This window comes from Bradyrhizobium sp. 1200_D9_N1_1, from assembly GCF_052075915.1.
In the GTDB taxonomy this organism is placed as follows: Bacteria; Pseudomonadota; Alphaproteobacteria; order Rhizobiales; family Xanthobacteraceae; genus Bradyrhizobium; species Bradyrhizobium diazoefficiens.
The window spans coordinates 7,741,259-7,755,606 of sequence record NZ_CP197226.1; the positions used below are offsets into that span (position 1 = coordinate 7,741,259).

15 protein-coding genes are annotated in these 14,348 nt (G+C 62.5%); 4 read left to right on the forward strand and 11 right to left on the reverse strand.

All coding sequences use genetic code 11. The features are described 5' to 3' along the window. Window positions 1–31: 31 nt before the first annotated feature. The 6 genes from AB5K84_RS36800 to AB5K84_RS36825 form a co-directional block, all read right to left on the reverse strand. On the reverse strand, window positions 32–1,375 hold the full coding sequence (locus tag AB5K84_RS36800) for a cytochrome P450 (RefSeq protein WP_011084941.1): 1,344 nt from the start codon (window positions 1,373–1,375) through the stop codon (window positions 32–34). Further along, entirely contained in the window at window positions 1,375–2,220 is an 846-nt protein-coding gene (locus AB5K84_RS36805) for an SDR family oxidoreductase (protein ID WP_011084940.1), read from the reverse strand. The genes AB5K84_RS36800 and AB5K84_RS36805 overlap by 1 nt, the downstream gene beginning before the upstream one ends. A gap of 4 nt (window positions 2,221–2,224) precedes the next feature. Further along, entirely contained in the window at window positions 2,225–2,515 is a 291-nt protein-coding gene (locus AB5K84_RS36810; RefSeq protein ID WP_014497729.1) for a ferredoxin, read from the reverse strand. 1 nt (window position 2,516) lies between these two features. Next, window positions 2,517–3,806 (reverse strand): cytochrome P450, encoded by a 1,290-nt coding sequence (locus AB5K84_RS36815; protein WP_014497730.1) that lies wholly within the window; start codon window positions 3,804–3,806, stop codon window positions 2,517–2,519. 94 nt (window positions 3,807–3,900) lie between these two features. Beyond that, on the reverse strand, window positions 3,901–5,106 hold the full coding sequence (locus AB5K84_RS36820; RefSeq protein WP_011084938.1) for a cytochrome P450: 1,206 nt from the start codon (window positions 5,104–5,106) through the stop codon (window positions 3,901–3,903). A gap of 16 nt (window positions 5,107–5,122) precedes the next feature. Continuing rightward, the gene (locus tag AB5K84_RS36825) at window positions 5,123–5,428 is read right to left on the reverse strand and encodes a cytochrome P450 (protein ID WP_011084937.1); all 306 of its coding nucleotides are present in this window, start codon (window positions 5,426–5,428) and stop codon (window positions 5,123–5,125) included. Between the two features lie 222 nt (window positions 5,429–5,650). Here AB5K84_RS36825 and AB5K84_RS36830 point away from each other — a divergent pair, with 222 nt between their 5' ends. Further along, a complete protein-coding gene (locus AB5K84_RS36830) occupies window positions 5,651–6,088 on the forward strand; it encodes a hypothetical protein (protein WP_014497731.1) in 438 nt (145 codons plus the stop codon). 590 nt (window positions 6,089–6,678) lie between these two features. On the opposite strand, the gene AB5K84_RS36835 is transcribed toward AB5K84_RS36830, so the two are convergent. Further along, entirely contained in the window at window positions 6,679–7,494 is an 816-nt protein-coding gene (locus AB5K84_RS36835) for a YopT-type cysteine protease domain-containing protein (protein WP_011084934.1), read from the reverse strand. Between the two features lie 503 nt (window positions 7,495–7,997). On the opposite strand from AB5K84_RS36835, the gene AB5K84_RS36840 reads away from it, so the two are divergent. From AB5K84_RS36840 to AB5K84_RS36850, 3 genes are all read left to right on the forward strand, one after another. Then, window positions 7,998–8,306 carry a transposase gene (locus tag AB5K84_RS36840; RefSeq protein WP_097670033.1) on the forward strand — a complete coding sequence of 103 codons (309 nt, stop codon included), beginning with the start codon at window positions 7,998–8,000 and terminating at the stop codon, window positions 8,304–8,306. A 210-nt stretch (window positions 8,307–8,516) separates the two neighbouring features. Continuing rightward, window positions 8,517–9,737: a tyrosine-type recombinase/integrase gene (locus AB5K84_RS36845; RefSeq protein ID WP_014497734.1), complete on the forward strand. Its 1,221-nt coding sequence runs from the start codon at window positions 8,517–8,519 to the stop codon at window positions 9,735–9,737. Beyond that, window positions 9,737–10,357: a tyrosine-type recombinase/integrase gene (locus AB5K84_RS36850; RefSeq protein ID WP_014497735.1), complete on the forward strand. Its 621-nt coding sequence runs from the start codon at window positions 9,737–9,739 to the stop codon at window positions 10,355–10,357. Before AB5K84_RS36845 ends, AB5K84_RS36850 begins: the two co-directional genes overlap by 1 nt. Window positions 10,358–10,711: 354 nt before the next feature. Here the strand turns inward: AB5K84_RS36850 and AB5K84_RS36855 are convergent, their stop codons facing one another. The 4 genes from AB5K84_RS36855 to AB5K84_RS36870 form a co-directional block, all read right to left on the reverse strand. Further along, window positions 10,712–10,879 carry a hypothetical protein gene (locus tag AB5K84_RS36855; RefSeq protein WP_155256178.1) on the reverse strand — a complete coding sequence of 56 codons (168 nt, stop codon included), beginning with the start codon at window positions 10,877–10,879 and terminating at the stop codon, window positions 10,712–10,714. Between the two features lie 406 nt (window positions 10,880–11,285). After that, complete coding sequence (locus AB5K84_RS36860) at window positions 11,286–12,419, reverse strand: aminotransferase-like domain-containing protein (RefSeq protein ID WP_011084930.1); 1,134 nt, start codon at window positions 12,417–12,419, stop codon at window positions 11,286–11,288. Window positions 12,420–12,438: 19 nt separating this feature from the next. Beyond that, window positions 12,439–14,016: a class I tRNA ligase family protein gene (locus tag AB5K84_RS36865; protein ID WP_011084929.1), complete on the reverse strand. Its 1,578-nt coding sequence runs from the start codon at window positions 14,014–14,016 to the stop codon at window positions 12,439–12,441. A 1-nt stretch (window position 14,017) separates the two neighbouring features. Next, entirely contained in the window at window positions 14,018–14,347 is a 330-nt protein-coding gene (locus AB5K84_RS36870; protein ID WP_011084928.1) for a cupin domain-containing protein, read from the reverse strand. Window position 14,348 lies beyond the last annotated feature (1 nt).

The following is a 14,348-nucleotide window of genomic DNA, read 5'->3' on the forward strand; positions in this document are numbered from 1 at the left end:
TGCCTCACCACACGGGGCATGCGATGCCAGCTCATGAGAATCCGATGCGGATAGTCATGGACGGATGTGCGGTCGGGTAATAGCGCCGGCCTTTTTCGACGCCGCTCAGCAACCGCGGCCGCACCCCGGCCTCGTGCATGGTCAGCGCCAAGGCGATACAGAACTGCACCAGTTCCAGCCATACCAGGTGGTAGCCCATGCAGAAGTGTGGGCCGGTACCGAACTGCAGCATGTCCACCGGCCGGATCGGCTCGGTGCGTTGAAGCCACCGCGCCAGCCGAAACTGATCAGGCGCCTCGTGCAGCAGCGCCGAGGTCGAGAAATGCAGCAGCGGGATGCACAGATCGGTGCCCGTAGGAATGCGCTGTTGGCCGATTCGCAATTCACGCAGTGCGCGACGCACTAGGAGCGGCGTCGCCGGATGCACGCGCAGCGTCTCGCGGAACAGCGCCTCAGCGACCGGACACTGCGCCAGGTCCGCGTGCCGAGTCGGCACCGCGCCTACGCGTTGCGCCTCCTCGACCAGGGCGTCCCACAGCCCAGGCTGCCGCGCTAGCTCGATCACCATCCAGGCCATCGTCGAGGCGGTGGTGTCGTGACCACCAAGCAGCAGCAAGCGAATATTGGCGACCAGGACGTCATCGGAAAGCGCATCGTCGCTGCGATCGAAGGCGCTCACCATGTCGTTGATCAACCCGGTGCGCGAGGCATGTTCGCGCGCGGCGCGGACGAACTCGCGCAACCGCGCATCGATCCAGTCGCGGGCCGCGCGGCCCCGCCGCAAGGGCAGTCCAGGCAGGTCGACCGGGGGCGCGACGATCAACTGCAGCAGTTGCCGGTACTTGCGATGCCATCCCGGCAGGTCCTGCGCGGGGATTCCCATGAGACTGAAGATGAGCTTGAGCATTAGATCGCCGGTTTCGCGCAGGATGGTGACGTCGCCCCGTTCCCGCCACCTCTGCACGCGCGCCCGGATGACGGGCGCGAACAGCTCGCCGATGCCGGCCAGGGTCAGCCCCTTGGGCAGAAGCGCCGCCTGGATCGCATCGCGCGCCTGCCGGTGCGCGATGCCGTCCTGGGCGACCAACGTTCCGCCAAACAATTCGGGCGCGATGTCTTCGATCAGCCCCGAGGACACGTCCTTGTGCCGGAGCAGTGCGAGAGCATCCGGATCCAGACTGGTCATCAGGTGTCCGGCAGGGCCGAAATCTAGCCAGAAGTGGCTGCCCAGCGTCCGTTCCGCACGCCGCAGCAGGCGCGGCAGGTCGCAGACGACGGCGGGAAGATGCCCGACCAAGGGAAAAGCGCCGGGCACGACCGGGATGTCGTGCCGCAGCCGATGCCGACGGTTCAGCGGGTTGAGCAGCATGTCCATCAGCAGCGCGGCGCCGCGTCCGCTTCTGCGGTCTCGCCGGCAGGCCGCGCGGCGCGGCTGTTGCCACCGTCGGCGTATGTCGGCACATGCGCCAGCATGCCGCCGTCGATGCACACGACCTGGCCAGTGATGAACGCAGCATCGTCGGAGAGCAGGAACGCCACCAGCGCGGCCACGTCCTCGGGGCGGCCGACGCGCGGCAGGAGCTGGTGACGGCGCAGATGGGTTTGCATGCACGCGTCCAGCTTGGCGAGGAGTCGCTCGGTCATGATGAGACCCGGCGCAACCGCATTGCAGCGGATCTGCGCATGACCGTACTGGGTGGCAAGTGAGGACGACAGCATGTTCATCGCCGCCTTCGACGCGGCGTAGGATGTCAGTGCGGTGTCACCACTGAGCCCCTGGCACGACGACATGTTGACGATCGCGCCACCGCCGCGGGCGATCATCCGGGGGATGGCCTGCCGGCAGCAGAGCAGCGTGCCACGCAGATTGGTCGCCATGGTCTGATCCCAGACCGCTAGCTCCAGCTCGAGGATCGCGCGGTCGCGCGGGGTCAGATGCATCGCGCTCGCGTTGTTCACCAGCAGGTCGACCCCGCCGAAGTGCCGCTCCGCCGTCTCGAACAGCGCTGCCACCGCCTGCGCATCGGCGATGTCGATCGCCAGGGCGAGCGCGTGGCCCGCTTCGGCCGCGATCTGCGCGGTGCAGGCGATAGCCGCCGAGCCATCAATGTCGGCCACCACCACTCTGCCGCCCTCGCGCGCGATGGCGAGGGCGCATGCCTTGCCGATGCCGGCGCCGGCGCCGGTCACCACGGCCACTTTGCCTTCAAACCGTCCCATCGTGTCATCCTAGATTGTGCTGGTCTTTCGCGGCATGCCGCTCGGCCTCCGCTGGAGAAGGCGCAGGGTCGGCGCTGGCGCGCTCGCCATCGCCAGCGTCGCTTTCGATGACCCGAATGGCGGCGACCGGGCACTGGCTGGCCGCGAGCCGCACGGCGGCGTGCAGCGCATGCGGGACCGTCGCCACGCACACTTCGGCCACGCCGTCCGGTTCGCGCTGGCGAAAGGTGCCCGGCAGCGTCAGCACGCACTGCCCGCTGGTTCCGCACAGATCCTGGTCGACCATGACGCGCATCTCAGCTCCCCTGCGCATGCAGCCGCACCGGCAGCGTGCGGAACGTCCGAAGGAATGCCGAGGGCTCCCGGGTCGGCTGCCCGGCAAATGCCAGCGTGGGGAAGCGGGCCTGGATCCGCGGCAGGCTCTCGGCCAACTGCACCCGGGCCAGTTGCGCACCGAGGCAGAAGTGAATGCCGTGGCCGAAGCTCAGCATGATCTTCCCGTCGGTCGACATGCCTGGACTGGTGCCGTAGAACCGCGCGGGATCGAAGCGATCGGGATCGGCGAAGGCGTCCGGGTCGCGATTGCCGGACGCGATCAGCACGCGCACGTCCGCGTTCTTCGGAATCACCACGCCGCCCAGTTCGATGTCGCGCTGGGCGATACGCGGGATGGAGCTGAACATGGCGGGCGCGTCGCAGCGCAGGACTTCTTCGACGAATGCCCTCACCCGCGCGGCGTCTGCCTGCAGCCAGTGCCGCTGTTCGGGATACGCCAGCATCGCCAGGACGGCATGGTCGATGCTCGCAGCAGTGGTGACGAAGCCGCCCAGCAGCATGCCCCACAGCATGCTGATCAACTCCGCATCCGACAGTGTGTCGGCATCGTCGTCATGTGCGCCGACCAGCATCGACACGATGTCGCGGCGGGGATCGGTGCGCTTGCGCTGTATGAGGTCGCCGAAGTAGGCCTGCACCCTGGCGCTGGCCGCGTCCGCCGCGGCGAGCTGGGGATCGCTGGCGTGCGGGCCCAGGCCTTCCAGAATGGTGCCGATGCCGGCAGCGAGCTCGAACATGTCGTCTTGGGGCATGCCGAACAGTTCGGCGAAAACCAGCATGGGCAAGGCCAGCGCGAATTCCCGATGCAGGTCCACCGCCTCCCCGCGCTCCAGCGCGGGCGTTATGCCGTCCAGGCGCGCTGCGACGATGCGCGCGATGCTCGGCCGCAGGTTGTCGATCTGGCCCATGGTGAAATCGCGCGAGATCAGCCGGCGCAGACGCGTATGCGTCGGTGGGTCCTTCATCGCTAGCGTGGACGCCAACAGATTGAGCGACGGGCTGGTCGCCGCACGCGAGAAATAGCGCGCCAGTTCGCCGGGCGCCGGACCCCGAAACGCATCGCCCGTGGCCTTGAACGCCCAGTAGATGTCGGCGTGGCGGCTCAACAAAAAGAGGCCCGACGCCGCGCGATGCACCGGATCGTGCTCGCGCAACCATCGCATGAACGGATACGGGTCGTGGATGCACGCTGGCGACGCCAGTTCGGCGAAGGCGTCCCGGCATGCTGCCGTGGTTTCTTGCACGTCCATCCTGGTTACCTGTTGGCGGGCTGATCTGACCGGCGCGCGACAGGCGCGCGGCAGATTCCGGAGAAGATCGAGATCGCCCGTGGCGTCCGCGACATCACCAGAGCACCGGGAACTGCTCGAACCCGCCCGTGATGATCTCCTTGCGCAACTTCAGTTGTTCCGGCGCCACGGCCAGGCGCAGCGCGGGAAGGCGCTGGAAGATCGAACCGAACACCACCTTGAGCTCCAGCCTGGCCAGCGCCACGCCGATGCACGCGTGCGGCCCGTAGGAAAAAGCCAGGTGCGGCTTTTCCTGGCGTTCGATATCGAAGATTTCCGGATCGTCGAAATGGTGCGGATCGAACGACGTTGCCGGGAGGCCGACCAGCACCTTGCTCTCCGCGGGAATATGCTCGCCCGCGATGGTCACGTCGGTCCTCGGATAGCGCATGATGCCATCCCAGCCCGCGCCCGGCGGGTACATGCGCAGGATTTCCTCTACCGCCTTGTCGACCAGGGACGGATCGCCGACCAGGCGTTCGCGCTGTTGCGGATGGCGGAACATGGCTAGCAGGCCGAATTCGATCTGCGCGACGGTGCTCTCGTGCCCCGCCACCAGCATGCCCGCCGCCAGGCCAACCGCCTCTTCCTCGCTCGCCTTGCCCTGGTCGACCGCAGCGAGCAGATCCGTCAGCAGGTTGTCGTCCGGATCCTGGCGCTTGTCGCGCATCTTGCCGCGAATGTAGGCGCGCAGTTCTTCCCAGGCCAGGCGGGACGCGCTGCGCGGGCCGCTTTCATGCTGGTGCGTCATCACCTCATCGGACAGCCCGGCGAAAAAGGCGTGATCCTCGTAGAGCACGCCCATCAGCGCGCTGATGACCATGGCCGGAAGCGGAAAGGAGAGGTGGCGCCGCAGGTCGGCGGGCTGGGGCTGGGCCGCCAGCGTCTCGAACAAGTGCGCGGCGATCGCTTCGACCTGCTGCACGAGCAGCTTCACCCTGCGGTCACTGAAGGCCGGCGCCACGATCGCGCGTAGCCGGGCATGCTCGCGCCCCTCGTGCGAGACCAGCCACCCCGGCGAACCGAGAATCACCGAATCCGGGGTGAATGCCGCCGGCGGCATTCCCGCGGGCCGGAACGCCGCGTCGGACAGCACCGCCTTGGCCTCGTCATAGCCTGTCACCCACCAGCCTTCGTGCCCGGAGGGGAAGCGCACGCGGTGGATCGGACCGTTGGCGCGTAGCGCCAACATCTCGGGCGAGGGCTCGATGTGATCGACGCGCCACATCGGCAGCGTCGGCAAGGGTTGTTGTTCGGACATGGTGGCACTTCACTCTCTAAGCGATGGAAGGGCGGAAGGTGACCGGCAGGCGCTGCGGGCAGCGAATGACGTAAGACGGCATGTAGACGACGTCCTCCGCGGCGATGGTCAGCGCCAGATGCTCCAGCCGCACGAACAGCGCGGGGAAGGCGCAGCCCAATTCCAGACGCGCCAGCGCTGCGCCCAGGCAGAAATGCGGCCCCTGGCCGAACGACAGGTGCGGGTTGTGCCGCCGGGTGACATCGAACCTGTCGGCATCGCCATAGATCGACCGTACGGATTGGTGAAGGAGGTTCGACCGTGCCCCCGATGTGTCCGCCATTATAGCCTCCGGACCGGTCCCACACCGTGAACAGAGCAAATCGCGTGCCGAAGTGAATTCGCAGGCTCAGCAGGCACTACATAGCTGCGCGTAGTGTCAGGTTTCTGGCATTCAGTCTCAATGCCGACAACGGGCGCAGTAAGTGCCCGACAAAGGCCTGCTCTCGCGCTGAATGTGCGGGGCAGCCCTTGCGCGAAATTTCAAGCGGATTGGCTGCAGCAGGTGTGGTTCGCCGGAAACCACTCCGATGACGCCGGCGTCATCGAACGCGATCGCGTCAGCCTGTCCGGAGGGCAAGACCTCGCCGCCTTCGTGGCTCTGGCTACCGAAGATGCGGAAGCTCGGGGACGGGGCGCGGTCGCAGCGTCACGATGCCGGGAGTGGACTGAGCGCGAGCTAGATAAGGCGATTCAAGCTATGCTTGAGGGGGTGCCGGCAGCGAAGTTGAAGGACAAGATAGGCACTCTGGAAGCACGCAAGCATGAGCATCTGCTCGAGGCCGTGCAGCAGCGCCTTGATGCAAACCCAGAGGCGATGCGCCAGCTCGCGAGACAGTCGAGCATCCGTTCGGCACGTGAAGGCTCGCATGGGAGCGACGCACTTCCTGAACAAACGCTTCCAAAAGTAGCTACGGAGATGCCTCTCGGTTCTGGCCTTTAGCGTAGGGCGCATTAGATTAGCGACCAGCGCCGGGGTGCATTCTGTGGCGCCGCCCGCAGCGGCGCAATCGCTGGAGTCGCGCCCCTCAGGTCCTGCAGGGGCACCCTGGCAATGTGGAAAACTCCGACGCTTTCACCGTTCGAAGATAAGGTGCTTTGTCAATCAAGACTTTGGCTTTTCAGGATGAAGCTGCTTGTAAGAGTCACAGCTGGACCAATATCAATGCGTCGGCTTAGCGTGCTTCAAACGAAAGCTGATGTCGTGGAAATTCATATTCTGCGCACAGTCGGTCTGGATCAAGCGCGTGATTCGATAGCGGACGGCATGGATTGTCGCCGCAGCAATTGTTTCTTGGCGACGTCAGTTGAGCAAACCGCAGGCGGCCATTGTGAAACAGAATTGCAATTTGTGCCGGCCGTCATGGATAGCGGGGTGCCGACACCCCCGATTTCGATGTCGGCACACTCGCAAGCCGGCACGCAGCCGGCTATCCGCTGCAGATTTGCCCCCGCCGCGACCGAACGCAAGCGCCGGCCGACGCATCCGCGCCTTCACAGAAGGCGTCAATCACCGCGGCCTGAAGGCCCAACTCACTGCATCCTTTGCGTCGTGATTGTCGACAAATGCTGCCCGTTGGGATTCCTGTAACGATTGGCGAGGCTTTGTAACAATGAAGCCATCTGGTCAGGATCTGATCGAACAGTAAATTCTCCATAGTTAGGGTCGAAAAGCGTGGTCGTTCCATTCGAGGCCGACGTCGCCACTGTGTGGGCGCCGCCTTCAGCGAAATACAAGCTGAGTAAATGGTTCGATCCGTCTTCGTTGATTTCGTTCACCATGGACTTGACGTTCGAAGACTTGCCGAATGCGAATCTCTTCTCTTCTCCAGCCGGTTCCAAGCCTGCTTCCTCCAAAATGGTATTTTGTGCCTGAAGGTCGGCCTGAGAAGATCCTGCTCCCCTGCTTCGCAACTGATCCTTAAGACGTTGATATTGCTGCTGCCGTTCAGCCGCTGAGGCGTGCGTTTGCGATCCGGGTGTGAGCGCACTCATTCGGGTTGATGGGCTGTTGCTAAGATTGCGGAACCACTCCGCAGTCAGCCCGACGCAGATGCCGTCCACATTCGCATCACGCAGGTCGGCCGTTCTGTATTCGAACAAGGAGGTGGCCGGACTCTCTGGAGAGGATGTACTGGGTTCGGAGGCGCTAGAGGTTTGAACGTTTGCATCCAAGGTATCTGGCTTGCTGCAGCAGGCCCCCATCTTGTCAGGCAACTCCCCCGATCGTGAGCTCCACTGGGGCGCGAGATCTGCAAGTGTTTCTGTAAAGCTGCCGCTATCCACCGACTGGCTCGGTTCGTCAGTTTGGCTAGTGCGTGTAGATGAGCCACCGATTCGATCATACATGACGATTCACCTCTCTGTGCTACGCTAGTCTCTTCGCATCAATTCGGGCTGCTCAGGCCCTGCGGCGAGGATACCCGGACAAGCTGATGGCGAGCTGACGGACAGCAGTTGTACAGCTAAGAAAGCGTTCCTTTGTCGGACTTCTGACAACGTCGGATACGCCTCGGCGTAGTGCTGTGTCAGATCCTCAGATTCCGGAACGCCACCGACAGGCTATCGCTGCGATGCTCGCGCGGCATCGAGCGCCCACGAACCCGAAATCGAGAGCAATGACAGGATGCTCGCGGATTGTCTCGAGCGGTTCGGTGTTGCTGCGTAAGCGGTGTGTCTCCCACACCTTGTTTGGCGTGAGCTGACCGGCAACATGCGAGCCGTCATATACAGTAAGGTTCGCATATATGGTTGACCATATAGTTGACGCTTCAGAGCCACGGGGCCGGGTGGATATCCAGGTCGGAGCGGGGCGTCGGCGGCGGTGGAGCGCCGTGGTCAAGGGGCGGATCGTGGCGGAGTCATATGCGCCGGGCACAGTTGTGTCCGAGGTGGCGCGCCGGCACGACCTCTCACCGCAACACCTGTTTGCTTGGCGCAAGGCCGCGCGTGCCGGTCTGCTGAGCTTGCCGGCGGAGGATGCACCGCTCTTCGTTCCGGTGGTGTCGGAGCTTCGCCCCGCTGGGATGTGCGTGGAAGCGGCAACGCGGAACGGGATAACGATCAGCATCGAGATTGGCGATGCGGTAGTTCGCGCAGCGGCGGGGGTCGATCCGGCCTGGCTGCGCGATGTGCTGCGGGCCGTGAGGGCGACGACATGATCGCGGCTTCGGCGGGCGTGAAGATCATTGTCGCGACGCGGCCGGTCGACTTTCGTAATTATGCGGAGCCCACGATTATGCGGAGTGTGCGGCCGTTCAATCCGAGACCCGCTTCGTTATCAACAGTTTAGTTCCTGCTGCCCTCTTTCTCACTCAGCATAATCTGAGGCCTTTCTTCCTGCCTTGATGGCAACGAAAGGGAGACAAGGAATGGCCAAGTCGAGTGAGGATCACTGCCACGGGCTGCGCTGCATGGACGCAGGCGATCTCGACCCGCTGGTGACGGAGTTCACACGACACCTGACGGTGTTGGGGCATAAGAGCTTGACGGTGAGCGGCTATGACGCTGCAGCCCGTCACCTCGCGCAATGGCTGACGCTGGCCAAGATCGCAGTCGCTGATATCGATGATGGCGTCGCCGATCGGTTCGCTCGGCATCGCTGTCGATGCCCCGGCATCCGTCGCGAGAGGAGCGTGTCCGCGAAGTACGTGAGGCGGGTACGCCGGTTCATCGAGTTTCTCGGCGAGCGCGGAATCGTCCAGCGCAAGCCGAAGCCCGCATTACCGACGCCCCACCGCCGGGTGGTCGAGTTCCAGGACTGCGTCACAGAGCTGACAATAGATCGGCACGGTCGCATGGTCATGCGGCTGCTCCCGGCGCTTGGCATCAGGCCGCGAAGTTGGAATGCTCAGCTCATTCGCGACGTGATCATTGCAGAGACGAAGCGGGTCTCGCTGGCCTATGTGAAGACGATGACGATGGCGCTGAGAGGATATTTGCGGTTCCTCAGCGCACGGGGGTTGTGCCGAGCTGGACTCGATCAGGCTGTGCCAATCATTCCGCAGTGGCGACTGTCGTCGCTGCCGCGATACATCCGCTCGTCGGATGTCGAGACGTTGATTGCAACGTGCGATCAGACCACGGCGACTGGCGTGCGTGATCGGGCGATCCTGCTGCTGTTGGCACGACTGGGCTTGCGGGCCGGCGACATTCTCTCTCTTCGTCTCACCGATGTTGATTGGCAACAGGCGACACTGTCGGTTCGTGGCAAGGGGCGGCGGGAGACGAGATTACCATTGCCGCAAGACGCCGGGGATGCCTTGCTCGCTTATCTGGATCAGGCCCGGCCGCACGTCGCCGATGTTCGAATCTTCTTCATGTCGAATGCACCAATCCGGCCGCTGACAGGTTCGAGCGCAGTCTCTGATGTTGTGCGTAGTGCAATACGAAAGGCCGGTATCCCCGTTCCGTCGAATGGGGCCAACCTGCTTCGGCATTCGGCCGCGACGGCCATGCTCCGGGGCGGCGCGACGCTCGACACGGTTGGCGCCGTACTGCGCCACCGCTCACCGGACATGACCGCACACTACGCCAAAGTCGACGTGACGATGCTGCTGCAGATCGCGCAGCCCTGGCCGGGAGATGCGTGATGCTGAGTCGATATCTTGCCAAATATGTGGACCAGCAGCAGTCGCTGGGGTTCAAGTTCCGTGTCCAGCAAATCCTGCTGAGGGGCTACGTCAGCTTCGCCGAGGAGTGCGGCGACCGGCACATCAGAAGTGCCCGGGTCCTGGCATGGGCCGCACGTGCGCCGTCACCGGAGCAGCGCCGCAACCGGTTGCTTACCGTGCGGCGGTTCGCGCTGGCGATGCACGCCGAGAATCCGCGCCATCAGGTTCCGGCGGCGGATGCACTCGGCCACGCTGTCGTCAAGAGGCGACCGCCGTATATCTATAGTGCGGACGAGATCGCACGATTGCTTCGTGCTGCGGCGGCACTCCGGCCAGCGGGCTCGATCAGACCGACCATGTATGCAACGCTCTTCGGCCTGCTCACCGCTACTGGCATGCGGATCGCAGAAGCATTGGCGCTGCAGATCGACGATGTAACTGCCGATGGGCTCGTCGTCCGACAGACCAAGTTCCAGAAGAGCCGGCTGTTGCCACTTCACGCAACAGCTCGGCTGGCGCTCGACAGATATCTGGTCACCCGGCGGTCGCTAGACTACTTCTTCCTGCCCCCCGCTTTGGTCCCAGCGATTTCTCGATAGAGCCAAAGCAAGCCATGGGGCACGACACGGCGGCAATAGGCTTCCGCCGGCTTCCCTCCGCTTCGACGCCTATCAAGGCGGAGAGGGCGTCGCGCATCTTGACGATTGAGATGTCGGGCCGGCCTTGCGCAATAGGCGGCATGCGCGGTATCGGCGAGCAACCCGATCGGCATGGCTCGCGCCGATGGTAACTTGTCAAGCTTTGCCGCCTCGACCTGAGCACGTTCGAACCACTGCTTCGCCGACGCCCAGTCGCCGAGCGTCGCAGCGTTTATGCCTGCCTCGCGGGCGATATGGCTTCGGTTGCGTCTTGTCCGCCGGCTTCCGCAGCGGCAGTCAGCAGCGGGAGCGCCGCTACATGATCGCGTCTGCGCCAGTGGATCTTGGCACGCGCGCGCGAAAGCGAATGTCGAAGCCGAATTTGTCTTCAGCTTGCATCAGACAGGCAAGTGCTTGCTCGGCGTCGTCGCCATTCTCGTTGATGCAAATCGCCTGCGCAATTGCACAGCGTGTCGCGAGCATAGGCGGCGCTGGATCGGTATATAGATACGTTCGTCTGGGGCGGGCTGAAACGTACCACATAGGAGGCTACGCCTATGGCCTCTACGGCACACCCGATTGGAAGCAGAACAGGGAAAGCAGCGATCCCAGCCCAAAGGGCCGCCTGCATATCTGGCGGGCTTATGACTATCCGCACATCTTCGCGATGTATTTGGCCATGCCCGCATACATTTCTTCGCAGCTTCGGGCGAGTGACGGGCAGGTCGGTTAGGGGCGCACCAAGGCGACCTTGCCGGCCGGCAACAAAGCAGGACAGCGACTTGTTGTGTCCTCGCGAGCTCGCCCCCTTCAGAAGTGTCGTCGCTAGGAGCTGGACGTGCGACGCCGTCCCAGATCGGAAAACTCTGCTGAAACACACCACGCGCGTCTAGAGGTTAGCATGCAAGTGACTTAAGCGCTCCAGCCCCTGCTCAATGAGAGATATTGGAAGATAGCTGAAACACAGGCGCATGTGACGGCCACTTCCTGGGCCATAGTTGCGACCATTTACAAGGTGCACGCCGTGCAAGCGGCTTGCAGCTTCAATAAACCTCTCCGGATCCGTACCCGGGGTAAGCCGCACCCAGAACGAGAAGCCCCCGCTTGGCACGCTATATCCCAGGTCGCAAATCCGGCTACGCTGCAATAAGCTATGTACGCTGTCTCGCTTCGCTCGGTAGTGCTCGCGCAAGCGTGTTATGTGCGAGTCAAGAGCGCTCGATTGCAACAACCCCAAAACGATGTTACTTAGGACCGGACTTACGCCGCCGTCGCGTTTGAGGTGCGCAAGCCTGTTGATGATGTCCGACTCCGCAAGCACCCAACCTAACCGTAGCCCCGGTCCGGCAACTTTTGAGATGCTATGGACATTGATCACGTTATTGCCTGGCGCCACCCAATGCGCTGGACCGTTGTAGGGTAACTCAGCATAGACAAGGTCCTGCACCAAGAGAGCGCCACTGCGGGCTAGCAGTGCCGCCAATTTGGCCACATAGTCGCGCGACATCTGGCGACCGGTTGGATTATGAAATGCTGGCATCGTGTAGAAAAGCTTCACCCGGGCATTGGTCTGCAGTATTGCCTCGACTTCGTTTAGATCGACTCCCTCTGCGGCTAGACCTAGCTGGACCACGGTTGCACCCGCGATCGAAAACGTACGCAGTGCACCCAAGTAGGAGGGGTCCTCCATCAGGACCACGTCACCGGGGTCAATCCAGCCATCGGCAAGCAGTTGTAAGGCCTGTGAAGCTCCACCCGTAAGCATAACTTGGTCATGCCGCACACCGTACCTCAGTGCGAGCTTTGTACGGAGTTCGGGCAAACCCGCCGCATCCGTATACTGCGGCAGATCGGCGAGAGCCACACCTGTACCTCCGTCAAACGCGACTGGCCACGGCAGTTCTGCAAACATGACCGGGTCAGCCAGGGCGTAGCCGAAATTGATACCATGCTTCGCACTTGAGGAGTTGAACGGCGCGAAACCTTGAGCGATAGCGCTGCGTTTTGAGATGCGGGAATTCATGGCTTCGTCATTCGGATCGTCATGATTGCGAAATCTGTTCTTTGCCAAAGCGCTTATTGTACTCCGCGGCAAAGTTCGCAGGTATCGGCGTGCTGAAACAGGGAAAGTCGACCGACGTCTTTGGCTGGGCTGCTACGGCCGAAGTCTCGAGGGACGGCCGCCACGCACCGCCAAAGTAATGCTGGCCGTAGCCCATCGCTAGCTCAGGTACTACGGGATAGAGGAGGCTCAGGAACAGCGAGATCTGCGCAGCATTCCATGTCCAATCGTCTGCATGTGCAAAGCCAGCTAGCTCGAAGCACCTGTCGATGATATCAAGCGCATCCCAGAAACGCAGTGCGGTGACCGCATCGGCGTAATCTTCAGCGAAGCGGCGGAAATTCGGGGAGAGTTCGGTGCTCTCTACTGTACGTGCGCTTTCTGCACACCGCCGTAACGCATCTTCCCAGACCCGAATGCGTGACGCTGCCGAGACGAGTCCGTCGAGACTAAAATCGTTTGCGTCGGTTCCAAAGGGCTTGGCCACTCGCGCCAGCGCATAACGGAGTACGTTTGGTCCCACGTCACCCGCCACTTCATCGCCCCAAAGAGCATGATCACGACTGGTGGAAAACTTTTCGCCTTTCAGCTTGTAGAAATCCTGGACTGAGTGATTTTTGGGAATTGGGTAGCCGCGCGCGAGCAGAGCGCCGGCCACACCTAGCGTGTAATAGAAACGATTATCCTGCCCCATGAAGAAAAGAATCTCGGTGTTCTGGTCGTGCAACGCCGCGTTTGCGTCCAGACCGGCGCGGGCGCATTGCTCGCGAATTCCGGTGTCGAAGCACCAGAGGCCCTCAAACCATGTAAGCAGCGTTTGGCCGATCAGAGAGTCAGGCTGTTTTACTTCCACGCCGTGCCTGAAATGGCGGGTCATCGGCAAGCCGCGCACCTCCCGGTGTAGCCAAGCGCGCGCCTTGGCCCGTATCGGCTCGGGCCATACGCTTTCTCCAATGGCTTCGTGCAGTGAGTGAGCGAGACGTGGCATGTCGAACACGGCCTGCGTGATGGGTCTTAGCACAAGATTGCAGCCGCAGGTGACGTGCCGGGCGTCACGGATTGTGTCGTGCTGAAGAGCCAGCCCGCAGTTCTCACACAGGTTGCTGTCGCAAGGCGATGAGCAAGCCGGGCAACGGCCAGTTGCGAGCGAGTCCGCAGCGAACTCATCGCAATGTTCGCAATACAGTTGGACGCCCTGCCGTACGTCGACGTAGCCGGCCGCCTGCAGCTCGCGGAATATCGCTAGAGCATTTCCCTTGTGAATCGCGCTGGACGTGCGCACGAACACATCGGGCGTAATTTGCACCGCGCGCAAACACTCTAAGATCTTGTGAACGTATCCTTCTGCGACCTCGCTAAAGGATCGGCCGAGCTTTCGTGCCGTTTCGAGCGTATATGTGCCGTGCTCGTCTGAGCCCGTGATGTAGTAGGCCCGATGGCCGGCCATGCGTTGAAAGCGGACGAAAATATCAGCGGGCAAATACACGCCGCCGATGTGACCCAGATGTAGCTTGCCGTTAGGGCAAGGCGGCGCGGGACAGATAAAATAAGTGCGCACGTCAATCCCACCAGATCGAGATAAACTTGAGAGCGCTATCTTGGCTGATATTGCGGATAGTATGCCTCTGATGTGGCGCCATGTAACACAAGCTCGTTTCGCTAACATTACGGACCTGACCGTCGACTTCGAATTCTCCACGACCAGAGATCAGCAGCCACAGTTCGTGCTCCTGATGATCGTGCGGGTCGACCGCATCGCCTGGAGCGAGCTCCGCGACTGATGCGCCAAATGCTGGGCTGAGACCCTCCGGGAGATGCTCCAAGAGGCGCCAGACCAGAGCGCCGTATTCGGTTCGCATCAGAGAATGATCGGGCCGCGTCGTGTACATG

Excerpts from the sequence above, each read along its gene's own strand:
- AB5K84_RS36825 (WP_011084937.1), bottom strand. The coding sequence starts at position 5,428 with ATGGCGGACACATCGGGGGCACGGTCGAACCTCCTTCACCAATCCGTA.
- AB5K84_RS36810 (WP_014497729.1), bottom strand. The coding sequence starts at position 2,515 with ATGCGCGTCATGGTCGACCAGGATCTGTGCGGAACCAGCGGGCAGTGC.
- AB5K84_RS36835 (WP_011084934.1), bottom strand. The coding sequence starts at position 7,494 with ATGTATGATCGAATCGGTGGCTCATCTACACGCACTAGCCAAACTGAC.
- AB5K84_RS36855 (WP_155256178.1), bottom strand. The coding sequence starts at position 10,879 with ATGCTCGCGACACGCTGTGCAATTGCGCAGGCGATTTGCATCAACGAG.
- AB5K84_RS36860 (WP_011084930.1), bottom strand. The coding sequence starts at position 12,419 with ATGAATTCCCGCATCTCAAAACGCAGCGCTATCGCTCAAGGTTTCGCG.
- AB5K84_RS36845 (WP_014497734.1), top strand. The coding sequence starts at position 8,517 with ATGGCCAAGTCGAGTGAGGATCACTGCCACGGGCTGCGCTGCATGGAC.
- AB5K84_RS36815 (WP_014497730.1), bottom strand. The coding sequence starts at position 3,806 with ATGGACGTGCAAGAAACCACGGCAGCATGCCGGGACGCCTTCGCCGAA.
- AB5K84_RS36805 (WP_011084940.1), bottom strand. The coding sequence starts at position 2,220 with ATGGGACGGTTTGAAGGCAAAGTGGCCGTGGTGACCGGCGCCGGCGCC.
- AB5K84_RS36870 (WP_011084928.1), bottom strand. The coding sequence starts at position 14,347 with ATGTACACGACGCGGCCCGATCATTCTCTGATGCGAACCGAATACGGC.
- AB5K84_RS36850 (WP_014497735.1), top strand. The coding sequence starts at position 9,737 with ATGCTGAGTCGATATCTTGCCAAATATGTGGACCAGCAGCAGTCGCTG.
- AB5K84_RS36820 (WP_011084938.1), bottom strand. The coding sequence starts at position 5,106 with ATGTCCGAACAACAACCCTTGCCGACGCTGCCGATGTGGCGCGTCGAT.
- AB5K84_RS36800 (WP_011084941.1), bottom strand. The coding sequence starts at position 1,375 with ATGGACATGCTGCTCAACCCGCTGAACCGTCGGCATCGGCTGCGGCAC.